Origin of the sequence: Sphingomonas bisphenolicum, assembly GCF_024349785.1 — a bacterium.
Classification (GTDB): Bacteria; Pseudomonadota; Alphaproteobacteria; order Sphingomonadales; family Sphingomonadaceae; genus Sphingobium; species Sphingobium bisphenolicum.
Genome location: NZ_AP018817.1, coordinates 1,123,145 through 1,146,888 on the forward strand (window position 1 = coordinate 1,123,145; position 23,744 = coordinate 1,146,888).

The 23,744-nt window shown below is 65.5% G+C and carries 18 protein-coding genes and 1 tRNA gene; 6 read left to right on the forward strand and 13 right to left on the reverse strand.

From position 1 onward, the window contains the following. Positions 1-13: 13 nt before the first annotated feature. The 3 genes from metC to SBA_RS05645 form a co-directional block, all read right to left on the reverse strand. Positions 14-1,243: a cystathionine beta-lyase gene (gene metC, locus SBA_RS05635; protein ID WP_261936175.1), complete on the reverse strand. Its 1,230-nt coding sequence runs from the start codon at positions 1,241-1,243 to the stop codon at positions 14-16. Then, the gene (locus tag SBA_RS05640) at positions 1,240-2,085 is read right to left on the reverse strand and encodes a sulfurtransferase (protein WP_261936176.1); all 846 of its coding nucleotides are present in this window, start codon (positions 2,083-2,085) and stop codon (positions 1,240-1,242) included. Before SBA_RS05640 ends, metC begins: the two co-directional genes overlap by 4 nt. Before the next feature lie 72 nt (positions 2,086-2,157). Continuing rightward, complete coding sequence (locus SBA_RS05645) at positions 2,158-3,453, reverse strand: hypothetical protein (protein WP_261936177.1); 1,296 nt, start codon at positions 3,451-3,453, stop codon at positions 2,158-2,160. An 88-nt stretch (positions 3,454-3,541) separates the two neighbouring features. Between SBA_RS05645 and queF the strand changes: the two genes are divergently transcribed. Both queF and SBA_RS05655 read left to right on the forward strand, forming a co-directional pair. Next, positions 3,542-4,003 carry a preQ(1) synthase gene (gene queF, locus SBA_RS05650; protein ID WP_066606263.1) on the forward strand — a complete coding sequence of 154 codons (462 nt, stop codon included), beginning with the start codon at positions 3,542-3,544 and terminating at the stop codon, positions 4,001-4,003. 178 nt (positions 4,004-4,181) lie between these two features. Continuing rightward, a complete protein-coding gene (locus SBA_RS05655; RefSeq protein WP_261936178.1) occupies positions 4,182-6,836 on the forward strand; it encodes a M1 family metallopeptidase in 2,655 nt (884 codons plus the stop codon). Between the two features lie 39 nt (positions 6,837-6,875). On the opposite strand, the gene SBA_RS05660 is transcribed toward SBA_RS05655, so the two are convergent. The 8 genes from SBA_RS05660 to hspQ form a co-directional block, all read right to left on the reverse strand. Next, the gene (locus SBA_RS05660; protein ID WP_261936179.1) at positions 6,876-8,204 is read right to left on the reverse strand and encodes an acetyl-CoA hydrolase/transferase family protein; all 1,329 of its coding nucleotides are present in this window, start codon (positions 8,202-8,204) and stop codon (positions 6,876-6,878) included. 71 nt (positions 8,205-8,275) lie between these two features. Further along, positions 8,276-9,346, reverse strand: a complete 1,071-nt coding sequence (locus tag SBA_RS05665; RefSeq protein ID WP_261936180.1) for a phytase — start codon at positions 9,344-9,346, stop codon at positions 8,276-8,278. An 11-nt stretch (positions 9,347-9,357) separates the two neighbouring features. Continuing rightward, positions 9,358-10,764, reverse strand: coding sequence for a purple acid phosphatase family protein (locus tag SBA_RS05670; RefSeq protein WP_261936181.1), 1,407 nt, complete (start codon positions 10,762-10,764; stop codon positions 9,358-9,360). 74 nt (positions 10,765-10,838) lie between these two features. Further along, positions 10,839-13,625, reverse strand: a complete 2,787-nt coding sequence (locus SBA_RS05675; RefSeq protein WP_261936182.1) for a TonB-dependent receptor — start codon at positions 13,623-13,625, stop codon at positions 10,839-10,841. 181 nt (positions 13,626-13,806) lie between these two features. Then, the gene (locus tag SBA_RS05680; protein WP_224551015.1) at positions 13,807-13,986 is read right to left on the reverse strand and encodes a DUF3606 domain-containing protein; all 180 of its coding nucleotides are present in this window, start codon (positions 13,984-13,986) and stop codon (positions 13,807-13,809) included. A gap of 89 nt (positions 13,987-14,075) precedes the next feature. Continuing rightward, entirely contained in the window at positions 14,076-16,043 is a 1,968-nt protein-coding gene (locus SBA_RS05685; protein WP_224551016.1) for an OPT family oligopeptide transporter, read from the reverse strand. A 141-nt stretch (positions 16,044-16,184) separates the two neighbouring features. Beyond that, entirely contained in the window at positions 16,185-17,009 is an 825-nt protein-coding gene (locus SBA_RS05690) for a GDSL-type esterase/lipase family protein (RefSeq protein ID WP_261936183.1), read from the reverse strand. Continuing rightward, positions 16,966-17,337 carry a heat shock protein HspQ gene (gene hspQ / locus SBA_RS05695; RefSeq protein ID WP_261936184.1) on the reverse strand — a complete coding sequence of 124 codons (372 nt, stop codon included), beginning with the start codon at positions 17,335-17,337 and terminating at the stop codon, positions 16,966-16,968. Before hspQ ends, SBA_RS05690 begins: the two co-directional genes overlap by 44 nt. 123 nt (positions 17,338-17,460) lie before the next feature. Here hspQ and SBA_RS05700 point away from each other — a divergent pair. Next, positions 17,461-17,550 (forward strand) — tRNA-Ser (locus tag SBA_RS05700). A gap of 256 nt (positions 17,551-17,806) precedes the next feature. Here the strand turns inward: SBA_RS05700 and SBA_RS05705 are convergent. Further along, positions 17,807-18,409, reverse strand: coding sequence for a methyltransferase domain-containing protein (locus SBA_RS05705; RefSeq protein ID WP_224550441.1), 603 nt, complete (start codon positions 18,407-18,409; stop codon positions 17,807-17,809). A gap of 388 nt (positions 18,410-18,797) precedes the next feature. Between SBA_RS05705 and SBA_RS05710 the strand changes: the two genes are divergently transcribed. Both SBA_RS05710 and SBA_RS05715 read left to right on the forward strand, forming a co-directional pair. Further along, positions 18,798-21,218: a membrane-bound PQQ-dependent dehydrogenase, glucose/quinate/shikimate family gene (locus SBA_RS05710; RefSeq protein WP_261936185.1), complete on the forward strand. Its 2,421-nt coding sequence runs from the start codon at positions 18,798-18,800 to the stop codon at positions 21,216-21,218. Positions 21,219-21,259: 41 nt separating this feature from the next. Next, the gene (locus SBA_RS05715) at positions 21,260-22,204 is read left to right on the forward strand and encodes a cation diffusion facilitator family transporter (RefSeq protein ID WP_261936186.1); all 945 of its coding nucleotides are present in this window, start codon (positions 21,260-21,262) and stop codon (positions 22,202-22,204) included. A gap of 66 nt (positions 22,205-22,270) precedes the next feature. Here SBA_RS05715 and SBA_RS05720 read toward each other — a convergent pair whose 3' ends face one another. Further along, a complete protein-coding gene (locus SBA_RS05720) occupies positions 22,271-22,732 on the reverse strand; it encodes an Lrp/AsnC family transcriptional regulator (RefSeq protein ID WP_224550444.1) in 462 nt (153 codons plus the stop codon). Between the two features lie 113 nt (positions 22,733-22,845). Here SBA_RS05720 and phhA point away from each other — a divergent pair, with 113 nt between their 5' ends. Further along, complete coding sequence (gene phhA / locus SBA_RS05725; RefSeq protein ID WP_390902391.1) at positions 22,846-23,733, forward strand: phenylalanine 4-monooxygenase; 888 nt, start codon at positions 22,846-22,848, stop codon at positions 23,731-23,733. Positions 23,734-23,744: the final 11 nt, after the last annotated feature.

Genomic DNA, 23,744 nt, shown 5'->3' on the forward strand with positions numbered 1-23,744 from the left:
GCGGGGTCATTTTCTAGCCGGCATCCCGTATCGCCCGGAAGCGGGCGAGGCCGGCGTCGAGGTCCGCGATCAGGTCGGCCGGGTCTTCCAGGCCGATATGGAGGCGGACCGCCGGGCCTTCGGCGTTCCATATCGTCGCGCTGCGATAGCGGGCGGGATCGACGGGCAGGGCCAGGCTTTCGAAGCCGCCCCAGCTATAGCCGATGCCGAAATGGGCGAGGCCGTCGATCAGGGCGGCGCGGGCGGCCTCGTCGCCGCCATCGAGGATGAAGGTGAAGAGGCCGGTCGAACCGCTGAAATCCCGCTGCCACAGGGCGTGGCCGGGGCAGTCGGGGAGCGCAGGATGGAGGACGCGGGCGACATCGGGCTGGTCTTTCAGCCAATGGGCGATGGCGAGCGCGCTGTCCTGATGCTGTTGCAGCCGGACGCCCAGCGTGCGCAGGCCGCGACTGGCGAGCCAGGCGTCGTCGGGGCTGACCATCTGGCCCAAGAGATAGGCGGTCTGGCGAATCCTGGCGAACCAGTCGGCGGTCGCGGTCACGCTGCCCATCATCACGTCGCTATGGCCGACGATATATTTGGTGCAGGCGAGGATCGCAATATCGACCCCATGGCTGAGCGCGGGGAAATAGAGCGGCGTCGCCCAGGTATTGTCGAGCAGAGTGACGATGCCGTTCGCCTGCGCCCAGGCGGTCAGCGTGGGCACGTCCTGCACCTCGAAGGTCAGGCTGCCGGGGCTTTCGAGGAACAGGGCGCGGATCGGGCCGCCTTCAAGATAGACATCGAGCGAGACGGTTGCGGGATCATAATAGATCGTTTCGATACCGTAATTATCGAGCAATTGGGTGCAGAAATTGCGGGTCGGGTCATAGGCGCTGTCCACCATCAGCAGCCGGTCGCCGGGCTTGAGGACGGCCATCAGCGCGCAGGCGATCGCCGCGACGCCCGACGGGTAGAGCATCGTGCCTTCCGCGCCCGGCTCCATTTCGGTGAGCGCGTCGGCAAGGGACCAGGCGGTCGGCGTGCCCTTGCGTCCGTAGAAGAGCCGTTCATGCGTGCTGCTGCCCGCGGCTTTGCGCAGATGGGCGACATCGTCATAGAGGATGGTCGAGGCGCGCCAGACAGGTGGGCTGACAATTGCGCCGGGCTGGCCGGGCATCCCGGTCCATTCGGGCTTGCGGCCGGCTTGCGCGAGTTTGGTGAGGGGCCTGCGCCCATCCTTGCCGGAAGCGTCTTCGCTCATGCTGCGCCCGTCGCCTTGGGCGTGGCGGGGTCGAATCCCCATTCCGACCAACTGCCGTCATAGAGGGTGACGGCGTCGTTGCCGAGCGTTTCGAGGCCCGCGAGCAGGATCGCGGCGGTGACGCCGCTGCCGCAGGTGGTGATGACTGGAGCGGCCGGGTCGATGCCTGCGCCCTCGAACAGCGCGCGCAGCTCTTCGCCCGCCTTCATGCTGTTGTCCGGGTTGAACAGGGCGGAGGAGGGGAGATTGCGCGATCCGGGGATATGGCCCGACGCCATGCCGGGGCGCGGTTCGGCCTCTTGCCCGGTGAAGCGGCCTGCGCCGCGCGCGTCCAGCACCTGTTCCGCGCCGCTCGCGACATTGGCGATCAGGTCCGCCTTGGTGCGGACCTGACCGGCTGCGCGACGGGCGATGGCGGTGCCGGGGGCGGGCGTTGCCGCGCCGCTCTGCGTCGGCCGTCCCTCCGCCACCCATTTGGGCAGGCCGCCGTCGAGAATCATCGCGGATGCGCCAAGGCCATAGAGGCGCATCATCCACCAGCCGCGCGCGGCGCTGTGGGTGGGGCTGTTGTCATAGACGATGATGCGGCTGTCGGGATGGATTCCCAGCGCCTGGACACGCTGCGTCATGAGATTGTCGGGCGGCAACATGCCGGGGGTCGGGTCGGCCGGATCGTTGAGGGTCGGCAGGTCGAGAAAGACGGCGCCCGGGATATGGGCGGCTTCATATTCGGCGCGCGGGTCGCGGGGGGTGCCGGGCAGGAACAGGCTGGCGTCGAGGATGACGAGGTCGGGCTGGCCAAGCTGGGCGGCGAGGTCTGCGGTGGACAGGAAAATGGTCATGCGGCGTCCTTCGGCCCTTGTTCGCCCCTGTCTTAGAGCGGGACGGCAAGGGATTAAAGGGCGTTGCGCCTATCAGGCCGGCGTAAGTTCCGCCGCGGCGCGGGCGGCGGGGCGGCGATATTGGCGCGGCCCCTGGTCCAGGCGGAGCGGGGCGAGGCGCTCGGCCGGCGGCTCCTGCTCCTGCCCGACGATGAAGGCGCGGGCGGTGCGGCCCTGTTCGACCGGATCGGCATCCTGCGGCCCCCAGCGATAGGCGGCGTCGAAGGCGGCCAGCGGGATCAGCAGGCTGCGCTGGCCCATCGTCACCGGCACGATCTGGTCGGGCGACAGGCGCAGCTCGCCCGCAAGCTGGAGCGTTTCGCCCGATGCGATCGATACGGCGCTATGCAGCGGCAGGCCGTCGTCGCCGGTGAAGAAGCCGTTGAGCAGGGCCTGCTGCTGCGCGCCGCCATTGCCCAATATGCCGCGCACCAGCACGTCCTGCGCCGGGCGGTCGCCGCGATTGTGCAGGATCAGGCTGTAGCTGATTGTGACGCCCATCAGGGAATAGCGCGCCTGCGACACGGTCATGTCCATGTCGAGCCAGGGACGCTCGGCCGGGGCGGAAGCGGGTGCGCGCGCGGTGGCGGGGGCGGCGGGGGTGAGTCGCACGGTGTCGGCAGGCGGTGGTGGCGCGGCGGGCGGGGCGACCGGATCGGCTAAGGGTTCCGCAGCCGGTTCGGCCAGCGGTTCCGCGGTCGGACGGCGGCGGCGTAGCAGAAAGGCGGCGGCCAGCACGGCCAGGGCGAGTAGGCCGCCGATGATCCAGGGCAGGGACAGGGGGCTGGCGTCTTCCGCCGCCGAGGCGGGCGCGGCGGCCGGTTCCGGACTGTCCGTGGCGTTGGTCGCGGGCGCGGGAGGCGGCTGGAGCGTTGGCGCGACCGCGGCGCTGGCGTTGGCCGGGGCGTCGTCGGGCGCGGGCTGCGCCGGCGTGGCGGCGGCGGGTGCGGCTTCGGGCTGGCGCGTCGGCTGCGCGGGCGGCGGCGTCGCGCGATCGGTGGGACGCGGCGCGCGGGGCGTTTCCGACGGCGTCGCGGGTGGGGCAGGGCGCGGTCGGCTGGGCTGCGGCGTCGGCTGCACCGTGGCGGGCGGCGGCGTCACCGTGGGTGCTACGACCGGGGGCGTAACGCTGGGCGTGACGGGATCGCGATAGACGTTCAGTTCCGGGCCCTGCCGGTTGGGATTGGGCGCGGGCGTCGTATTGGCGGGCGGTAGCTGGAAGCCGGGGGCGGTTTCCGCCGCCTGTTGGGCATGGACGGGCGCGGCGGAAAGTGCGGCAATTGCCAGCAGCGGCGCCGCGAACGGCAACGGACGAATATGAGACCCCATGGCCCTGCCAAGGCACAAGAATGGCTGAACCGCAAGTGAACAATGCAGGCCGATGACATCAGGCGTGCAATCGCGTAGATGGCCGGGCATGACCGACCTTCCCACCGCGCCCCTGCATCTGGGGCAGAGCAGCGCCCTTCCCGCCAGCCCGGAAGCGGCCGTGCTGGATTATGTGCCCAATCCGCGCCCCGGCAAACCCTATCTGGTGCGCTTCACCGCGCCCGAATTCACCTCGCTCTGCCCGGTGACCGGCCAGCCCGATTTCGCCCATCTGGTGATCGATTATGCGCCGGGCGCGACGATCGTCGAATCGAAATCGCTCAAGCTGTTCCTGGGCGCGTTCCGCAACCACGCCGCCTTTCACGAGGATTGCACCGTGGGCATCGGCGAGCGGTTGTTCGCCGAGATGGACCCGGTCTGGCTGCGCATCGGCGGATACTGGTATCCGCGCGGCGGCATCCCGATCGACGTCTTCTGGCAATCGGGCGAGCCGCCGGCGGGCCTGTGGCTGCCGGCGCAGGATGTGCCGGGATATCGCGGGCGGGGGTAAATCCCGAACGGAGATGGGGCGGGTCGGCCCTGTTTGACAAACGGGCAACAGGGTTCGACCAACGACATGCCGGCCGTACGCCATCGCTTGACCGATGCAGCGAAACGGCCGATCCCGCGTTTATTGCGCGTGAGACATGATTTCATGCGCTCCCAAGACGTGTCGGAGTCTTCATCCTATGCCCCTCAAGACCATTCTGCCGCTGCTGATCGCGGCTGCGCCTGTCGCCATTGCGGCCCCCGCCCTGGCGCAAAGCGCGCCAACGCCCGGTTCCATGCCCACCGGCCCCGCCGCCGGGATCACCACGCAATTGCCGCGCGGCGCCGCGCCCAGCCATTATGCGATTCAAGTGACGCCCGATGCGGCGAACCTGAAGTTCAGCGGCAAGGTGACGATCGATGTCAGCGTCGCGACCGTGCTGCCGGCGCTGGTGCTGAACGCCGCCGACCTGACCGTTTCGTCCGTCATGCTGACGCCGGCAAAGGGCAAGGCGATCAAGGGCACCGCCAGGATCGATGCGGACGCCCAGACCGTCAGCCTGGATTTCGGCAAGCCGGTCCAGCCGGGCAGCTACAAGCTCGACATCGTCTATGCCGGCGTCATCAACCAGCAGGCGAACGGCCTGTTCGCGCTCGACTATACCGACAATGCGGGCGCGGCGAAGCGCGCGCTCTTCACCCAGTTCGAAGCGCCCGATGCGCGCCGCTTCGTGCCGAGCTGGGACGAGCCGAGCTACAAGGCGACGTTCGACCTGTCCGCGGTCGTTCCCGCCGACCAACTGGCGGTCGGCAACATGCCGGTCAAGACGAGCAAGGATATGGGCGGCGGCAAGAAGCTGGTCACGTTCGGCACCAGCCCCAAAATGTCCTCCTACCTGTTGTTCTTCGGCCTGGGCGAACTCGACCGCGCCACCAAGATGGCGGGCAATACCGAAGTCGGCGTCATCACCGGCAAGGGCAATACGGGCAAGGCGCAACTGGCGCTCGACGCGTCGGCCAGCATCCTGCCCTATTATAACGATTATTTCGGCGTCCCCTATCCGCTGCCCAAGCTGGATAATGTCGCGGGACCAGGCCAGAGCCAGTTCTTCAGCGCGATGGAGAATTGGGGCGCGATCTTCACCTTCGAGCGCGCCTTGCTGGTCGATCCGCGCTTCACGTCGGAAGCGACCAAGCGCCGCATCTATGAAACCGTCGCGCATGAAATGGCGCATCAGTGGTTCGGCGACCTCGTCACCATGGCCTGGTGGGACGATCTGTGGCTGAACGAGGGGTTCGCAAGCTGGATGGCGACCAAGGTGACCGACAAGCTGCAACCCGACTGGGAAATGCTGCTGACCCGCGTGGACGGGCGCGAGGCGGCGATGAGCCTCGATTCGCTCGCCACCACCCATGCCGTGGTGCAGAAGATCACCACCGTCGATCAGGTGAACCAGGCGTTCGACGCCATCACCTATCAGAAGGGTGAGGCGGTCATCACCATGCTGGAAGGCTATGCCGGCGAGGATGCATGGAAAGCGGGCATCCAAGCCTATATGAAGGCGCATGCCTACGGAAACACCGTGACCGACGACCTGTGGAAATCGGTCGAGGGCGCGGGCGCCACGGGGCTGGTTTCGATCGCGCATGACTTTACGTCGCAGCCGGGCATTCCGCTGGTCACCGTCGACAGCGCGGTCTGCAAGGGCGGATCGACCGTCCTGACGCTGAGCCAGGGCGAATTTAGCCGCGATCAGAAGAGCAAGACGCCGCTGCGCTGGAACGTGCCGGTCAAGGCGCAGACCATCGGCGGCGAAGCGCAGCGTCTGATTTTGCAGGGCAAGGGCACGGTGACGCTGCCGGGCTGCGGCGCCTATGTCGTCAATGCGGGGCAGACGGGCTATTATCGCTCGCTCTATCCGGCGGCCAATGTGAAGGCGCTGGCGAAGGATTTCACCAGGCTGGCCAGCATCGACCAGACCGGCTTGCTTGCGGACAACTTCCAGCTTGGTTTGGGCGGGTATCAGCCGATCGGGCTGGCGATGGACCTGGTGGACGCGGTGCCCGCGACCGCCAGCCCCGCCGTGCTGGCGGAGGTCCCGGAATATATCAGCGGCGCTTATGACATGCTGGAGAGCGACAAGGCGGCGCAGGCGAAGGTGGCGGCCTATGGCTCGGCCAAGCTGGGGCCGGTGCTGGCGGATATCGGCTATGACGTGAAGCCGGGCGAAGCGGCGCAGGCGCCGGTGCTGCGTCAGGCGCTGGTGGCGACGCTGGGCGATATGGGCGACAAGACGGTGGTGGCCGAAGCCAATCGTCGCTTCGCCCAGCCTGCCCTGCTCGATGGGCCGCTGCGCAACACCTGGCTGTCGATCATCGCCAAAAATGCCGATCAGGCGACCTGGGACAAGCTGCGCGCCATGGCCAAGGGCGCGACGACCGACCTGGAGAAGAGCAGCACCTATGCGCTGCTGGGCGGCGCGAAAGACGAGAAGCTGGCGGCGCAGGCGCTGGACCTCGCTTTGACCGACGAGCCGGGCAAGACGACGAGCGCGGCGATCATCAGCGCGGTCGGTTACGAGCATCCGATGATGGCGGTCGATTATGTGCTGGCGCATCGCGCGCAATATGAGGCGCTGATCGACGTCTCGGCGCGCAGCCAGGCGCTGGCGCGCCTCGGTGGCGGGTCGGCCGACCCGGCGATGGCGACCAAGCTGGACGCCTATGCCACCCAATATCTGACGCCCGAATCGCGCAAGGTGGTGGATCGCGCCATTTCCGCGATCAAGACGCGGATCGAGACGCGGGGCCGGTTGCAGGCGCCGCTCACCGCCTGGTTCGCGGGCAGGAAATAAGCAGGAAGGGCGGTGGCGCGATCCACCGCCCTTTTTGATTCAGAGGATTCGCCGTTCGCGCGCGGCGCGTTCCAGATCGTCGCGGAAGGCGGGGTGGGCGATGGCGATGAGCGCGCGGGCGCGATCGGCCAGGCTCTTGCCCTTCATGTCGGCGGAGCCGAATTCGGTGACGATGATATGGGTATCGGTGCGCGGCGTCGTGACCGGGCCGTCGAGCCAGGGGACGATGCGCGATATCGTGCCTTTCGCGGCGGTCGCATGGCAGGCGATGATCGACCGGCCGCCCTTCGACGCATAGGCGCCGCGCACGAAATCGAGCTGGCCGCCGGTCCCGCTATATTGGCGGCCGTTCACGAATTCCGAATTGCAGGCGCCCGACAGGTCCAGTTGCAGCGTGGCGTTGACCGAAAGCATGGCGTCATTCTGCGCGATGACATGCGGCGCGTTCACATATTCGACAGGCCGGGCGTCGAGCGTCGGATTGTCGTGCAGGAAATCGTAGAGCGGCTGGTCGCCCATGGCGAAGGTGAAGACCGATTTGCCGGGGTGCAGGCTCTTGGCGCTGTTGTCGACCACGCCTGCCTGGATCAGGCTGACGAGGCCGGGCGAGAGGAGTTCGGTGTGGATGCCCAGGCGCCGATGGCTCATCAGCGCGGCGCAGACCGCGTCGGGCACCGCGCCGATGCCCATTTGCAGGCAGGCGCCATCCTCCACCATGGCGGCGATGATCGCGCCGATCGCGTCGTCCGTGGCGTTGCGGGGGAGGGACGGGGTCTGGCAGAGCGGGACATGATGTTCGACCAGCGCAGCGACGTCCGACACATGGATCAGGCAGTCGCCATGGACATAGGGCATGGCGGGGTTGACCTCCACGACTAGCCGCGTGCCGCTGCGCGCGACCGCCAGCGCATAGTCGGTGTCGGTGCCGAGGCTGAAATAGCCATTCGCATCCATCGGCGAGACGGTGGTGATGAAGCTGTCCACGCCGATATGCTCGGTCAGGGCGCGGGGTATCTGGTGGAACGGGACCGGCAGCAATTCAGCCAGGGGACCGGAGCTGGGGTCGGATTCGGTCGCCGACAGCGCGTCGTTGGCGCGCTCCACGCCGCCATGGAACAGGCTGATCCGGCGGATGCGGTCGGCGAGGTCCGGTGCGAGGATCGCGGCGGCGGACGCTGCGGGCGCGAGCATGGCGTAGAGGGTGGCGTCGCGCAGCGCGCCGGCGCGCACCCGATCGGCCAGCGCCGCCGCCAGCGCGGGCGGGAAACTGACGGCGAGGCCGGCAGCGATCTGCGCGCCATCCGGGATCAGCGCGACGGCCTGCTGCGCCGACATCCGCTTCGCGTCATATAGTTCCTTGATGGTCATGCCCTCTCCCCGGCGCTTTGGGGCCTTGTCGCCCGGCGCCGCGGAGAGGGCAATCCACCTTTAGTGGGAAGTCAGCGTGGCAGCCCCAGCGCCTTGCCGATGTCGTCCCAGGCGACCAGTTTGAAATTCTGGGCGGCGGTCGCATTGTGGCTGTCCTGCGCCACGAACAGCCCGCCGGGATAGGCCGGGCCGAAATCGCCGAGCATCAGGTCGATGCCGTCGGTTTCCTCCGATCCGCCGATGGCGCCGTCCACCACGCGGAAGCGACCGACATAGGAGTCGTCGCTGATCCGGTAGACGACATAGGCATTGTCGCCCTGGCTGGACACGAGGACATAGCCGTCCTTCGCGCCGATCGGCGCGATGGCGACGCCTTCGGCATCCATGACCAGATTCTTCCCGTCGGCCGCGGCGATCTTCGTCGGCGTGGGCGATCCGGCGGCGCGCGCGTCGAAGCGCCACAGGCCGACATCCTCCTCCGCCACATAGAGGGTGCCGGTGCGATCATCGACGGCGCAGCCTTCCGACTGGGTGCCGAGCTTCATGGTGCGGACGATCGTGCCGGTCGGCATCGCGCCCGATGCGTCGAGCGCGACCTGATGGATGGTGCCGTCCTTCAGCACGATGAAGCCGTAGGTCGCCGCGCCTTCACGCGACAGGCAGACGCCATAGGCCTCGCCGGTCCCGGCATCGACCTTGCCCAGCGCCGTGAGCTTGGCCGTGGCGGGGTCGAGGCGGAAGAGCGCGAGCTTCGCGTGGGCGACATCGCTGCGGTCGGACGCGACGACGAGGATGCCGGGCTGGCCGCCGATCGTCACGCCGTCGCGCAGATCGACATTGTTGACCCGGCCCGCGTTCAGGAAATCGCGGGTCTTGCCGTCGAGGCCATAGACGTACAGCCCGGCCTTCTTGTCGGTCCCCACGATCAGGCTCTGCGCCGGGTCGGCGGCATTGCGCCAGATCGCCGGATCGTCGGCCGCGTCGGCATTGGCCGTGCCGACCGGGGTGGTTTCGCCGCGCGCGGTGACGTTCACCGCCGGCGTGGTGTTGGCGATGCGGGTCGCGACGGGGACTTCGGTTTCCGTCGTGGCGCAGGCGGCGAGGGCGAGAAGGCTGGTGAGGCCAAGGGTCAAACGGATCATGCGGGTTCCTCTTATTTGCCGCGGGCGACGCATTTGCCGCCGTCCGGGCCGATCAGGCCGGTGCAAGTACGCTGGGCGATAGTCGGCTCGGTCGTGTCGGTCAGGTGATTGCCGTCCGCCCGCTTTTCCAGGTCGAAGCCGTCATAGAGCTTGCCCGATGCGGTGAAGGTGCGAAATGTGAGCCGGTCGATACCGCCGTCATTGGCCACATCCACCACCTGATAGAGTTCGGTCGCTTCGGCAGTCTTGTCGGGCTGGGTGCGGGCGCGGTCGTTGAGGCCGTACATTTTGGCGCCGGTGACCGAGACAAGATAAACCGGCCCCTGGATCGCGCCATTCCTGCGCGTCGTGGCGGAGGCTTCGCGTCCCGCTTCGGAGGTCAGGCGGCTGTAGCAATGGTCATGGCCTTGCAGCACCAGATCGACCTTGCGCTTGTCGAACACCGGCTTCCACGCGGCCTTAATCTCCGCCGTGTCCTGCGGCCGGGCGCAGGTGAAGACGGGCTGGTGGAACAGCACGATATTCCATGTCGCCTTGCTGGATGCCAGCGTGGCGTCGAGCCATTTGGTCTGCTGCGCCATGGTGCCGAGATCGATCGCCGAGGTGCCGTCGAGGATGATGAAGCGTACGCCCTGATAGTCCACGAAATAGGTCGTCTTCAGGCCCGGCACGCCATTGTCGGGCAGGGCGAACTGGAGCGGGAAATACGGGCCGAGCCGGCGGCTTTCCGTGCCGTCCGGCAGCGCCACGTCGACATATTCATGATTGCCGGTGGCGGGCAGTTGCGGGACGATCGACCAGTTATAGCCGCCCGCCTGGTTCCATTCGCCCCATTCGTCGTCATGGTCGAGATCGTCGCGCTGCGCCGCGAGATCGCCGGCATGGGCGACCAGTTCGATGCCGCCATTGGCATGGAAGGCCTGACGAATGACGCGGCTGGCATAGGTCAATATGCCGTTCTGGATGTCGCCCAGATAGAGGAAACGGAAAGGCTTCGCCTCTGTCGAAGCCGTGCGGAATTGCAGCCATTCGCTCCAGCCCGCGCTGCCCTTGAGCCGATAAGCGTAGACGGTGTCGGGAGTCAGATTGTCGAAGCGGATCTGGTGATAGAGGGCCGGGCCGTTGGCGCTGTCCTTTGCCGTTCCAGGCGAACCCGCGATGGTCTGCGCCTTTTCCTCCAGCGTCGGGCCGTCGACCGCGATGGCGATCTGCGCTTCGCTGGGCGACTGGGCGGCGTCGGTGCGATAGGCCACCGCCATGCCGCGGGCCGGATCGGCGGCGGGCGTCAGGATGATGCGGTCGGGCAGGCTGCGCGCGGCATAGGGCGTGCCGGTCGAGCGCGGGACGGGTGGCGTCGGTGTCTGGGCATGGGCGGGCGCCGTGCCGGCCAGCAGAGCGATGAGGGCGAGGCGGATCATGGCCTGGACTCCGGTAAAAGCAAAAAGCCGGCCGGGTAAGGGAACCCGGCCGGCAGAGGGGAACAAGGGGCGGATCAGAAGCTGGCGGTGACGCCGAACTTCGCGGTCCAGTTATATTCTTCATATTGCAGGATGCGCTTCGACCCGGCGTAGTTCTGATAGGCGAAATAGGGTTCGTTGGTGGCGTTGATCCACTCGGCGAACACGCGCACGCCCGGCGCGACCCGGTATTTGGCGCTCAGGTCGAGCTGGAAGTGATTGTCGACATAGCGGTCCTGATCGGCTTCGCTGCCCAGTTCGTCCAGATATTTGTCGCGATAGGTGCCGGCCGCGCGCAGCGAGACCGGACCCTTTTCGTAGCCCAGCACCAGGTTGAAGGTGTTCTTGGACGAGGACATCAGCGGGATTTTGCGCGGATCGCTGATGTCGCCGTCGGTCGGCACCGTGCCCTTGGCGTCGGTATAGGTATAGTTGGCGTTGAGCAGCAGGCCGTCGAACGGCGCGGGCAGGAAGCTGAACACCTGGCTGTAGGACAGTTCCAGTCCCTTGATCTTCGCCTTGTCGCCATTGATGTAGGTGGTCAGTTCCTCATAATCGACGCCCATGATCGTGCCCGGATCGGTGATCCGCTGTTCGACCACGAAGTCCTTGACCGACTTCCAGAAGAAGCCGGCGGTCAACGCCGCATTGGTGCCGAAATACCATTCGGCCGACAGGTCGGCGTTCCACGCCTGATAGGGTTTGAGGTTCGGGTTGCCGAAGGTCGCCTCGCGATCCTCGTTGATGTCGAAGCGCGGCGCGAGGTTGGACAGCTTGGGACGCACGAGGCTCTTGTAGCCGCCCGCGCGGAAGACGAGGTTGCGGACGGGTTCGTAGCGGACCGTCAGGCTGGGCAGCCAGTTGGTGTAGTTGCGGATGAAGCGGTTGGGCGTGATCGTGACATTCTCGTCCGAGTCCGTTTCGGTCAGGAAGGCGCGGATGTCGTTGCGGGTCTGCTCCATGCGGACGCCACCGATGACGCGCAGCGTCTCGCTGTCCCAGCGGCCCAGCAGGTAGGTCGCGAGGATGTCTTCCTTCACCGAATAATCCGATGTCGCCGAATTGAGCGTGGAGTCCAGCTCGTTCCGTTCGAAATTGGCGATGTTGTCGTAGAAGAAGTCGGTCGGGCCGGTGTGGCTGGGCAGGGGCAGGATGTCCTGGATGCGGTAGGTCTGGCCGCCCAGCACGTCGGCGAGCGTGTAGTCGCCGTCATAGTCGTCATAGACGTCGGCCTGAAGGTCGTAGCTCTTCTTGCGCCAGCGCGCCTTCATGCCCGTCTGCACCGTGAAGGTGCCGCCATCGCTTGCAAAGGCGCGCGAAATGTCGCCCTTGATCATATATTCGCGGTCCTTCGAATTGGACAGCGTGGTGCGCTCCAGTTCGTTGAAACCATAGCTTTCGGGGTCGAAGAAATCGGCGGTGTTGCCGCTGACCGTGAAGGTCGGCTTCATCGGGTTGGAATAGTCGAAATTCACGTCGACGCCGTCCCCGTCGAAACGGGCGCGGAAACGGGTGGGATCAATCGAGCCATTCTCGCGCTCGCTCGATTCGGACCAGCTGCCGGCATAGGTGGCCTTCCACGGGCCGGTTTCGGTGACGCCGCCCAAGGTCAGCGACTTGATCCGCTGGCGCTCGAACCGATCCTTCATGCGGCGGCGTACTTCGATGCGGCCGTCTTCGTCGCTGAACTGGACGGTATCGCCCGAAGCCGATGCGGGAGGCTCGCTCATGATCAGGGTCACGTCGCCGCGATATTCCTGGTCGTCGAACTGGCTGTAGATGCCGCGCGCATAAAGTTTGGTCGTGTCCGTCGCGAGCCAGTCGAGGCTGAGCGAACCACCGAGGCGCTTCCGCTGCACGTCATAGTCGCGATACTGGACTTCTTCGGCATAGGCGGTGCCGTCGTCGGTCTGGTTCCAGTCGGCCGCCTCGATATTGTCGGTCTGGAACTTGCGCTTATAGTAGCTGACGCCACCGGCGATGCCGAACCGGTCGGTGATGCGGGTCGAAAAGTCGAAGCTGCCCTTGGGCGTCAGTGCATCGGCATAGTCGTTATAGCTGCCTTCCAGCTTGACCGTGTAGAGATCCTTCTTGCGGTCGAAGGCGCTGGTGGTGTTGATCTCGATCGACGCGCCGATGGTGTCGGCGTCCATGTCCGGCGTCAGCGACTTCTTGATTTCGATCGATTCGATCAGTTCCGACGGGATGACGTCGAGCGCGACCGAGCGGACGTCGCTTTCCGGTGCGGGGATGCGCGTGCCGTTGATCGAGGCGGCGTTGAGTTCGGGATCGAGGCCGCGGACCGAAACGAAGCGGCCCTCACCCTGGTCGTTCAGGATGTTGACGCCGGGCAGGCGGCGGATCGATTCGGCGACATTCTGGTCGGGGAACTGGCCGATGGCGTCGCGGGTCAGGACGCTTTCGACACCGTCGGCGGCGCGCTGACGGGACAGCGTCGAGGCCTGGTTGGCGACCTGGCCGACGACGATGATCGATGCGTCGATATTCGATCCGATCCGGATGTCGGCATCGACATCGCCGCTGGCGGGCACGATGACGGTGGTGCGGACCGGATCGGCGCCGACATAGCGGGCCTCGATCGTGTAGGTGCCGGGCGCGACATCGGGAAAGCGATAGCTGCCGTCACGGCCCGCTTCGGCGATGCGGCCGGTTTCCACGATGCGCAGTTGCGTCGATTGTAGCGCGCGCGTGCCGGTGCCGTCGGACACGGTGCCGGCGATGGTGCCGGCAAAGGCCGCTGCGGGGGTCGCGAGCGCGAGCATGATGGCTGCGCGGCTCGCGCCGCGAAGTAGGTGGTTCATCGATATTCTCCCTGTTGGCGCGGCAATGCGGCGTCGTTCCGCCTGCCAGTCGTTGAGGCGCGCAGTGGGAGATTGATGTTACGACTTCATTCCAGAGCCGTGACAGATCCGTGAATATCGCAGATATTAGACAGGGAAAAAGCGCGCGGCCCGGATCGGGCGGGCGTCCGAAGGTCGGAGGCTATTCCCGTTCCCGGCCCTTGCCCACGTTGAGATAGGCCGCGACCGCATCGACGCTGTCGCCGACGATGTCGACGGCCTCCTCCAGTTCATCGGGCGACACGTCGAAGCGGCAGGTCCAGTAAAGCAGCGCCGCTTCATCATCCAGCGTGACGCGATCGACATCCCGATCCGGTTTCATGATGCGTCCTCCTGTCCCATCGGACAGGCAGAAACGCATAAATGGCGGCGCTTTTCCGCTTCCCTTTGGGACAGGTGACCGGGAAAGGCTTAGCTGAGCGGGCTGCTGGCCCAGTTTTTGAGCTTGGCGTAGAGCGCGGCGATAACCCCGGCGAAGATCAGGATCGCGAGCGGCACGGCCCAGGGATTTTCCGCCACCAGCGCCAGCGGCGCGTCGCTGTCGGTGCTGGCGACGATGCCGGCGAAGGCGACGCCGAACAGGCTTTCGCCGACGATGAAGCCGGTCGCCATCAGCACGCCCATGCGTTCGGCAAATTCCGGGTTCGACTGGCGTAGCGACCAGCGGTTGTAGAAATGGCCGATCACTGCGCCGACCGGGATCAGCAGGGTCAGCGCCATCGGCAGGTAGATGCCCATGCCGACCGCGAGCGGGGGCAGGCGCAGCTTGCCGGCGCGGCCGAGCAGTTCGTCGACCAGCACCACGACCGCGCCGATCCCTGCGCCGATGCCGATCAGCCCCCAGTCGAGATCGCCGCCCAGCACGCCCTTGGCCAGCGCGGAGATGAGCGCCGCCTGCGGTGCGGGCAGGGCGTTTGGCCCGGCGCCGGGCGCGCCGGCGAAGCCGAAGGCGCTGTTGAGCAGGTCGAGCACCGGCGGGATCACCAGCGCGCCGAACAGCACGCCCAGGATCAGCGCGATCTGCTGCTTCCACGGCGTCGCGCCGACCAGCTGGCCGGTCTTGAGGTCTTGCAGATTGTCGTTGGAGATGGTCGCGATGCCGAAGACGATCGCCGTCGTGAACAGGGCATAGGCGATCAGCGCCTGCGTCTGCTTGGGATCGCCGCCGCCCGATCCGTAGATGGCGGCCAGCATCAGCGAAGCGCCCAGCACGGCGAGGATGCCGACGCCCGAAATCGGGCTGTTCGACGCGCCGATCAGGCCCGCCATATAGCCGCAGACCGACGCGATCACGATGCCCGCGACCAGCACATAGGCCAGGGTCAGGCCGATCACGGGCACGGGGTTGGCGGCGATCGGGCCGCCCTGCGCGAAGACCCAGAGCAGGAAGCCGATCGGCACCAGCGCGGCGAGGATGGTGCCGCCGACGATGGAGATAGGCAGGTCGCGCTCGGTAATGTCGAGGTCGGCGGCGTTGCCTGCCTTGCGCGTGGCGTTGGCGACCAGTGCGGAGCGGATGCCGCTGACGATGGGGCCGAGGATCTTGAGCAGGGTCCAGATCGCCGCGACGCCGATCGTGCCCGCGCCGATGAAGCGCGCCTTCATGCGGAAGGTGGTGCCGACGAGGTCGGCCAGGTCCGCGCCGGCGGGAACAGGCGTGGTCAGATAGGGCACGATGCCGACCCAGCTGATGAGCAGGCCGATGAACATGGCGACGCCGACCGACAGGCCGACGAGATGGCCGACGCCGATCAGCGCCATCGAAAAGCTGGTGGAGACCGACGTCGCGCCCGCGCCGAATTTGAAGAAGGTGGCGGCTTCTTCGGCCAGGATCTTCGTCTTGGCGATGATCGAGAAGCTGGCGGCGGCGATCGCGCTGGCGACGATCGCGGCGAGGCCGCGGCGGTTTTCCTCCAGCCCCTCGCGCGAACCCGCGCCGACCTTCAGCACTTCGGCGGCGGCGACGCCTTCGGGATAGGGCAGGTCGGAGCCGGTGACGAGCGCGCGGCGCAGCGGCACCGAATACATGACGCCCAATATGCCGCCCAGCGCGATGGTGCAGGCCGACAGCCAATAGGGGAAGCCCTGCCACCAGCCGATGATGACCAGGCCAGGCAGCACGAAGATGATCGCCGAGAGCGTGCCGGCGGCGGACGCGATGGTCTGGACGATATTGTTTTCCAGGATCGTGCCGGTCGCAAACAGCCGCAGCACCGCCATGGAGATGACCGCCGCGGGGATGGAGGTGGCGAAGGTCAGGCCGATCTTGAGGCCCAGATAGACGTTCGCCGCGGTGAAGATGAGGGTGATGAGCGCGCCGAGGATCACGCCCCTGATCGTCAGCTCCGCCATCGGCGTTGCCTTGCTATCCGTCGTCACCCGCATGTCCCCTTGGCTTTTTCTGGCGTCCTTGATCCGGCTGGTAATAATGTTGCTTGGCTGTGGATCAATCGGAAAGTGATATGCAACCGACTATGGACCCGCGATGGGCATGAGGACAGAGCAAAAAGGCGGCGCTGTTCAGGAAGTTTTGCCGCCACTCGTGCCGACCGGCCGGGCATGGTCGAGATAGGCGTCCACCAGTCCCGTCCAGCGCTGATAGCCGCGCGCATTCATGTGCAGTCCGTCGGGGCGGAAGAGCGAGGCGTCTGGCAGGCCGTCGCGCGCCAGCAAGGCGGTGCCGACGTCGAGATAGTCGAATTTCTCCGCTCTGGCGCGTGCTGCGATGGCGGCGTTGACCTGCGCCATCTTGGGCCAGAGCGTCCAGCGGATCGGGCTGGGCTTGAGCGAGAGCCAGACGATGGCGGCGCGGGGATAATCGGCGCGCAGCCGCTTGAGCAGGGTCAGGATGTCGCGCGATACGGCGTCAGGCGTCGTGCCGGCGGCCAGATCATTCTCGCCCACATAGACGACTACCGAGCGCGGCGGGACGGGCGGGAGCAGCCGCTTGTAATAATGGAGGACATGGGCCGTGGTCGCGCCGCCGAAGCCGCGATTGACGGTGCCGATGTCGGTGAAGCTGCCCGCTATGTCCCACAGCCGGATGCTGGAGCTGCCCAGGAAGAGCGTGGCGTCGCGCATCGGGGGACCGGCGCTGTTGGCTTTGGCGAAGGCCTCCACCTCATTGGAGAAGGGGAAGGTCGGGTCGGCATTGGGGCCAGGGCCGGGGGCGGCGCGGGCGGGGGCTGGCGGCGGCACGGCCGCGGCAGGAGCCGCCAGCGCGCAGGCGAGCAGCAGCGTCAGCGCCGTGCGGCGCAGGCCCGCGGCCGGCAATCCGATGCCCGGGCCGATGTCCAGCACCTTAGTGGCGGTGGAGCGGGCGCAGGCGATATTTGCCGTCCGCATAGGGGCCGAACATGCCGGTGATGGCGGGATGATCGACCGGCTCGTCGCTGTCGTCGGTGACCAGATTCTGCTGGCTGACATAGGCAACATAGCTGGATTCGCCATTTTCGGCGAGCAGGTGATAGAAGGGCTGGTCCTTGTCTGGCCGCGCGGTTTCAGGAATCGCTTCATACCATTCCTCGCTATTGGCGAAGACCGGATCGATATCGAACACGACGCCGCGAAAGCCGAACATGCGATGCTTGACCACATCGCCGATATTGAAGCGGGCATGGACGATCGGCGGGGCAGTGACGCCGGCGCCGAAAATCTGAATCGTGTCTTTCATTCCCCCAATTTAGGATGCTGCCCGGCGGACACAAGAAAAATACCGGAAAGGCCGCTTGGCAAGCGCGATTTCATTCGCTAATGGCCGCCCCTCGACCGGGACGGCGCAGGCCGGACCTTCTGCGGAGAGGTGGCAGAGTGGTCGAATGCACCGCACTCGAAATGCGGCGTGCCCGAGAGGGTACCGTGGGTTCGAATCCCACCCTCTCCGCCAGTTTCTCCACGAAATCTGTTTTCGTCGCTCTCGAAAAGGGCGGCTGTACGTGTCGATTCACGCCTCTTTCTCTTGACGGCCAATATGGGATCGCGGGGCGGCGTGCGATATGTCGATCCGGTTCGTGTCATCGATAGTGACGACGCGCTGGCGCGCAACGCGCGCCTTGCCGCCACTGCCGGTCTGGAGGGCGCGAAATCCGGGCCCTGGAGCAGAACCCTGCCCAAAGGACGGCCTTCGGTCCGCCCCGCAGCGATCAATGATTGCTGACGAGCAGAACCCTCAATTCCTCCCACAGCGGACTGTTGAATTGCAGAACATATGTCCCCGCGACATTATAGGGCGCCTCTGTGAGGTCCAGGCAGCGAAAGCCCCCTGCCTCGATGTCGATATTTTGGGGCGTATCCAGCTTCCGATAGGAATTTGTCAGCAGACAATATTTGAATTTGGGGAAAAGCTTTGCGGCAAATCCCATGATGACGTCATCGGGCAGATGCTGAAGCACGTCTTTCATGATCAGCAAATCGCCGCCTCTGACATCCATGACATCGTCCGGCATGACGTCGAAATTCGCGTCATCCGATGAGTGAAGCGCGATATTTTGAGCGACTATGGTGGGAACGACATCATATCCCTGATAGGATACGCCGTCGTAATTGATGAACTTCGAAAACTGCCAGTCGCCGCAGCCGACGTCTGTCACCGAACGAATATTGTTCAGGGCGATGAATTGCTCAAGAAACATACGGTATGCCATGGTGTGATATGGGCTTGATCCGCTGCCCGAATGGCCACCCCAATCCGAAACATCCTTGTCGTATTTGTGTGAAAACACAGACGCTAACGGTAGGGACTGCATGTTATCTCTCCACTTCACGCTATGAGGAGATGGGATAGCCGCGCTACATGACATGTCAACCGATGTGCTGCCGTCATGATGTCCTTCCATTGCCGGATTATGGGGCGTCGCTGCGTCGGTGTCGGAAAGCCGCTGTCTGCCGTAGTCCGACCGGCGCATTTTGGGACGGAGTTCGCGCAAGATCGACCGATTGTCGCCGGGAGGCGGCGATGCCGTGGCCCCGTCCCAGGGCAATCTTTCCGGCAGCGGCCGATACCGGACCTTGGAAACGGTAAGTTTCGATTGAGAACCGGAACAGAAACATTTGTCAGAATTTTAGCCCCTGCGCGGCGGGGACCTGCCCGTTCGGTGGCGGGCGCCATCGACCATCGAGACGAGGAATTTCCAATTGCCCGAACGTCGTAGCTGGCCAGCCATCATCCTGGGTTTCGTCATCGCCGCCATAGGCGTGGTTTTGACAGGCGGGGGCATATGGCTCGCTACATTAGGCGGCTCGCTTTATTATGGGCTGGCCGGGGTAGCGATGCTCTTCGCCGGCGTGATGCTGATGCGCAGTCGGATGCTGGGCGCCTACGCCTATATCGCCGTCGTGGCGGCCACCGTGCTCTGGGCCTTTTTCGATGCCAGCAGCAATCTCGTCTGGGCGCTGGTGCCGCGCATCATCGCGCCGGTCGTGCTGCTGGTCGCGACCTTCCTGGTCATGCCGACGCTGACGCGGGCGGCCAATCGCTGGAAGCTGGCGGGCGCGGGCGTCGGCGTTGCGGTGGTGGCGACGGCGCTGTTGTTTACCTTCCTGGGTACGCGCGACGTTTCGGTCGCGGCGCTGCCTGCGCCAAATTCGATAGGGATGATGGACCCGTCGGGCATGGCGACGGGCGCGGACTGGCCCGCTTATGGCGGTACCGGCGCGGCGCGGCGCTATTCGCCGCTGACCCAGATCAATGCCGGCAATGTCGCGCAGCTCAAGCAGGTCTGGCTGGCGCATACCGGCGACATGCCGAGCGACGCGGCCGCCGCCGCCCAATATGGCGCCGAAACGACGCCGCTGAAGGTCGGCAATGCGCTCTACCTCTGCTCCGCCAAGAATATCATGATCTCGCTCGACGCGGCCACGGGCAAGGAGCGCTGGCGCTTTGACCCCAAGGTGCCGAACGCCTGGATTCCCTACACGGCCGCCTGCCGCGGGGTGAGCTATTATGCCGTCCCGAACGCCGCGCCCGGATCGCTCTGCGCCAGGCGGCTGATCGAAGGGACGCTGGACGCCCGCCTGATCGCGGTCGATGCCGAAACCGGGCGTCCCTGCCCCGATTTCGGAACCAACGGCCAGGTCGATGCCAAGATCGGCATGGGCAAGGTCTTCCCCGGCCTCGTCTCGATCAACTCGCCGCCGGTCATCATTCGCGGTATCGCGGTGACCGGGCACCAGACGCTGGACGGGCAGCAGCGCTGGGAGCCGTCGGGCGTGATCCAGGGTTTCGACGCGGTCACCGGCAAGCTGCGCTTCGCCTGGGACATGAAGCATCCCGAATGGAATAGCTATCCGCCCGAAGGCCAGCAATGGTCGCGCGGCACGCCCAATATGTGGACGATCGCCAGCGGCGACGAGGCGTTGGGGCTGGTCTATCTGCCGATGGGCAACAGCACGGTCGATTATTGGAGCACGATGCGTTCGCCGGTGGAAAACAGCTTTGCTACCTCGATCGTCGCGCTGGACGTGACGACGGGCAAGCCGCGCTGGACGTTCCAGGCGGTCAAGAACGACGTATGGGACTATGATTTCGGCAGCCAGCCCACGCTGATCGATTATAAGGGCAAGGCCGCCCTGCTGGTGTCGTCCAAGCAGGGCGACATCTATGTGCTGGACCGGGCGACCGGCCGGCCGCTGACGCCGATCGGCACGATCAGGGCGCCGGGCGGCGGCGTCGAACCCGGCCAGCGCGCGCCGACGCAGATCGTCTCGCTGTGGCAGACGCTGCGCAAGGCGCCGCTGACGGAGTCCGACATGTGGGGCATGTCGCCGATCGACCAGATGATCTGCCGCATCAATTTCCGCCGGGCGAGCTACAAGGGCTTCTTCACGCCCCCTGAAACGACCCGCCATTCGATCGAATATCCCGGCTATAATGGCGGGACGGACTGGGGCAGCGTCGCCGTCGACCCTGCGCGCGGCGTGATCGTCGCCAACTATAACGACATGCCCAATTATGTCCGCCTCGTGCCCCGCGCCGAGGCCGACAAAAAGGGCTGGTTCACCCGCGAGCAGAAGGCCGACATGGCCAGGCAGGACAAGGGCGGCAACGCCAGCCGGGGCGGCAAGCCCCATGCCGAGGGCGCCGGCGATCCGCAGGCGGAAACCCCCTATGCGATCGATGTGAATGCAGGATGGCAGATGCCCTTCACCGGGATGCTGTGCAAACAGCCCCCCTATGGCGGCATCCGGGCGATCGACATCGCCACCGGCAAGACGATCTGGGACCGCCCGTTCGGATCGGCGCGCAAGAATGGCCCGTTCGGCATCCCCAGCTATCTGCCCTTCACCATCGGCACGCCCAATAATGGCGGCTCGGTGGTGACGGCGGGCGGCCTGATCTTCATCGCGGCGGCCACCGACGACCTGTTCAAGGCGATCGACCTCAGGACCGGCAAGATCATGTGGCAGACGGCGCTGCCCGCTGGCGGACAGGCGACGCCGATGGTCTATGAACAGAATGGCCGCCAATATGTGGTGCTGATGACCGGCGGCCATCACTTCATGAAGACCCCGATCGGGGATCAGGTGATCGCCTGGGCCCTGCCGACCAAAGGATGATGCGTGACGTCCCATACAGGCCAGCCAGCGGCGCCGTTTGAATGAGCGATCCGGGGTGGACCGCCCATATCCGGGCCAACATCGTCCTCTACGGCGCGCTGGCGGCCAATATGGGGATCGCGGTCGCCAAGTTCGTGGCGGCTGCGATCACTGGATCGTCGTCGATGCTGACCGAAGGCTTTCATTCGCTGGTGGACAGCGGCAACCAGTTGCTGCTGCTTTACGGCCAGAAGCGCGCACGCCGCCCCGCCGATCGCGCCCATCCCTTCGGCTATGGCCGCGAACTGTATTTCTGGGCGTTCGTCGTCGCGATCCTGATTTTCGCCGTGGGCGCGGGTGTATCGATCTACGAGGGCTGGGCGCATATCCAGGCGCCCGAGCCGCTGCGCGACCCCGCGATCAACTATATCGTCCTGGGCATCGCCTTTGCGATGGAGGGCGCGTCCTGGCTGATCGCGATGCGCGACTTCGATCGCAAACGCGGTGCGGCGAGCTGGTGGCAGTCGGTGCGGCGATCGAAAGATCCCGCGGGCTTCATCGTCCTGTTCGAGGACAGCGCGGCCCTGATCGGCCTCCTCATCGCGGGCGCCGGCATCTGGGCGAGCCATCATTATGGCGATGCCCGGATCGATGGGATCGCATCGATCATCATCGGCCTGGTGCTGGCCTTCGTCGCCATCATGCTCGCGCGCGAAGCCAAGGGCCTGCTGATCGGGGAAAGCGCCGACCCGGCTTTGATCGAACAGGTGTGGCGTGCGGTCGAGCGTCGGCCGGAGATCGTGGCGGTCAATCATGTCAGGACCATCCACACCGCGCCCGATGCGGTCTTCGTCGCGATCAGTGCGGATTTCGAGGATGCGCTGACCATGGGCGAGGGCGAAACCCTGATCGAAGCGATCGAAGCCGAACTCAAGCGCGCCATGCCGGAGCTGACGTCCATTTATATCCGGCCGGAAAAGCGGGAAAATGCCGTTCATGTACTTTAGGACATTTGCAGGCCGTCACAACGGAATGTCGACCGGCCCCGGATAACCAGGAACACCCCAATTTCCTTATACTGGCAAGGCGGTCGTATATTTGGTGAGCGACAGCGCGAAATGCGACGACGCGCCGCCGACGGCGGGATGTTCCAGCAGGACGCGCATCAGGAAGCGCTCATAATCCTCGACGTCCGCCGCGACCACGCGCAGCAGATAATCCCAGTCCCCCGACATGGAATAGCATTCGATGATCTCCCGCCGCTCGCGCACGAACGCCTCGAACGGCGCCCGCACCTCGCGCGCATGGCTGCGCACGCGGATGTTGCAGAAGACATTGACCTTCCGGTCGATCGCCACGGCATTCAGCAATCGGACCGCCGGGCCTAGCACCCCCGCCGCCTCCAGTGCCTTGACCCGCCGCCAGCAGGACGCGGCGGAACTGCCGACCCGATCGGCCAGTTCCGCATTGCTGAGCGTGGCGTCCGATTGCAGCTGGTCGAGAATGCGCCGATCGACGGCGTCCAGATCGATCATGTTTCATATTTCCTAATATTGTGAAACCTGTGGTTCAATTTATGGCGATAACCCGCATATATTGAAACAGGATTTCGGCTTTTCCATGCGATAAGGTCGGCATGGGACAGGATATGCACGAACGACCGAAGGGCGCTGCCGAGGACTGGACCATTGCCCAGGACTGGGGCCGTTATACCGCGGCGGAACATGCGATGTGGGACCGCCTGTTCGAACGGCAGGGGAAGATGCTGCCCGGCCGCGTCGTGCCGGAATTTATGGCGGGCCTCGACATATTGCGCATGGACAAGCCGGGCATTCCCAATTTCGATGCGCTGTCGGAACGGTTGATGAAGGCGACAGGGTGGCAAGTCGTCGCGGTGCCCGGGCTGGTCCCCGACGCCGTATTTTTCGACCATCTCGCCAACCGTCGCTTCGTCGCGGGGCGCTTCATCCGGACCCCCGACCAGATCGATTATCTGGAGGAGCCGGACATCTTCCATGACGTGTTCGGCCATGTGCCGCTGCTCGCGAACCCGGTATTCGCCGATTACATGCAGGCCTATGGGCAGGGCGGGCTGCGCGCCGACGGCCTGGGCGCGATCGAGCGGCTGGCGCGGCTTTACTGGTATACGGTCGAATTCGGCCTGATCCGCCAGGACGACGGGCTCAAGGTCTATGGTGCCGGCATCGTCTCCTCCTATGGCGAATCCCTGTTCGCACTGGACGATCCGTCGCCCCATCGGCTCGGGTTCGATCTGAGGCGGCTGATGCGGACCAACTACAAAATCGACGATTATCAGCAGAGCTATTTCGTGATCGACAGTTTCGAAGACCTTCTGCGCCAGACGGCCCAGACGGATCTCGCGCCGCTTTATGCGGAACTGGACGGTCAGCCCGACCTTGCCACCGACGCGCTGTTGCCGGGCGACCGGGTCTTCACCCGCGGAACGCAGGCCTATGCCCACAGCCGGCGGCGGCCGGTGCATGAGAGCGCTGAAGACGCCGGCCCTGTTTCATGACTGACATAAAG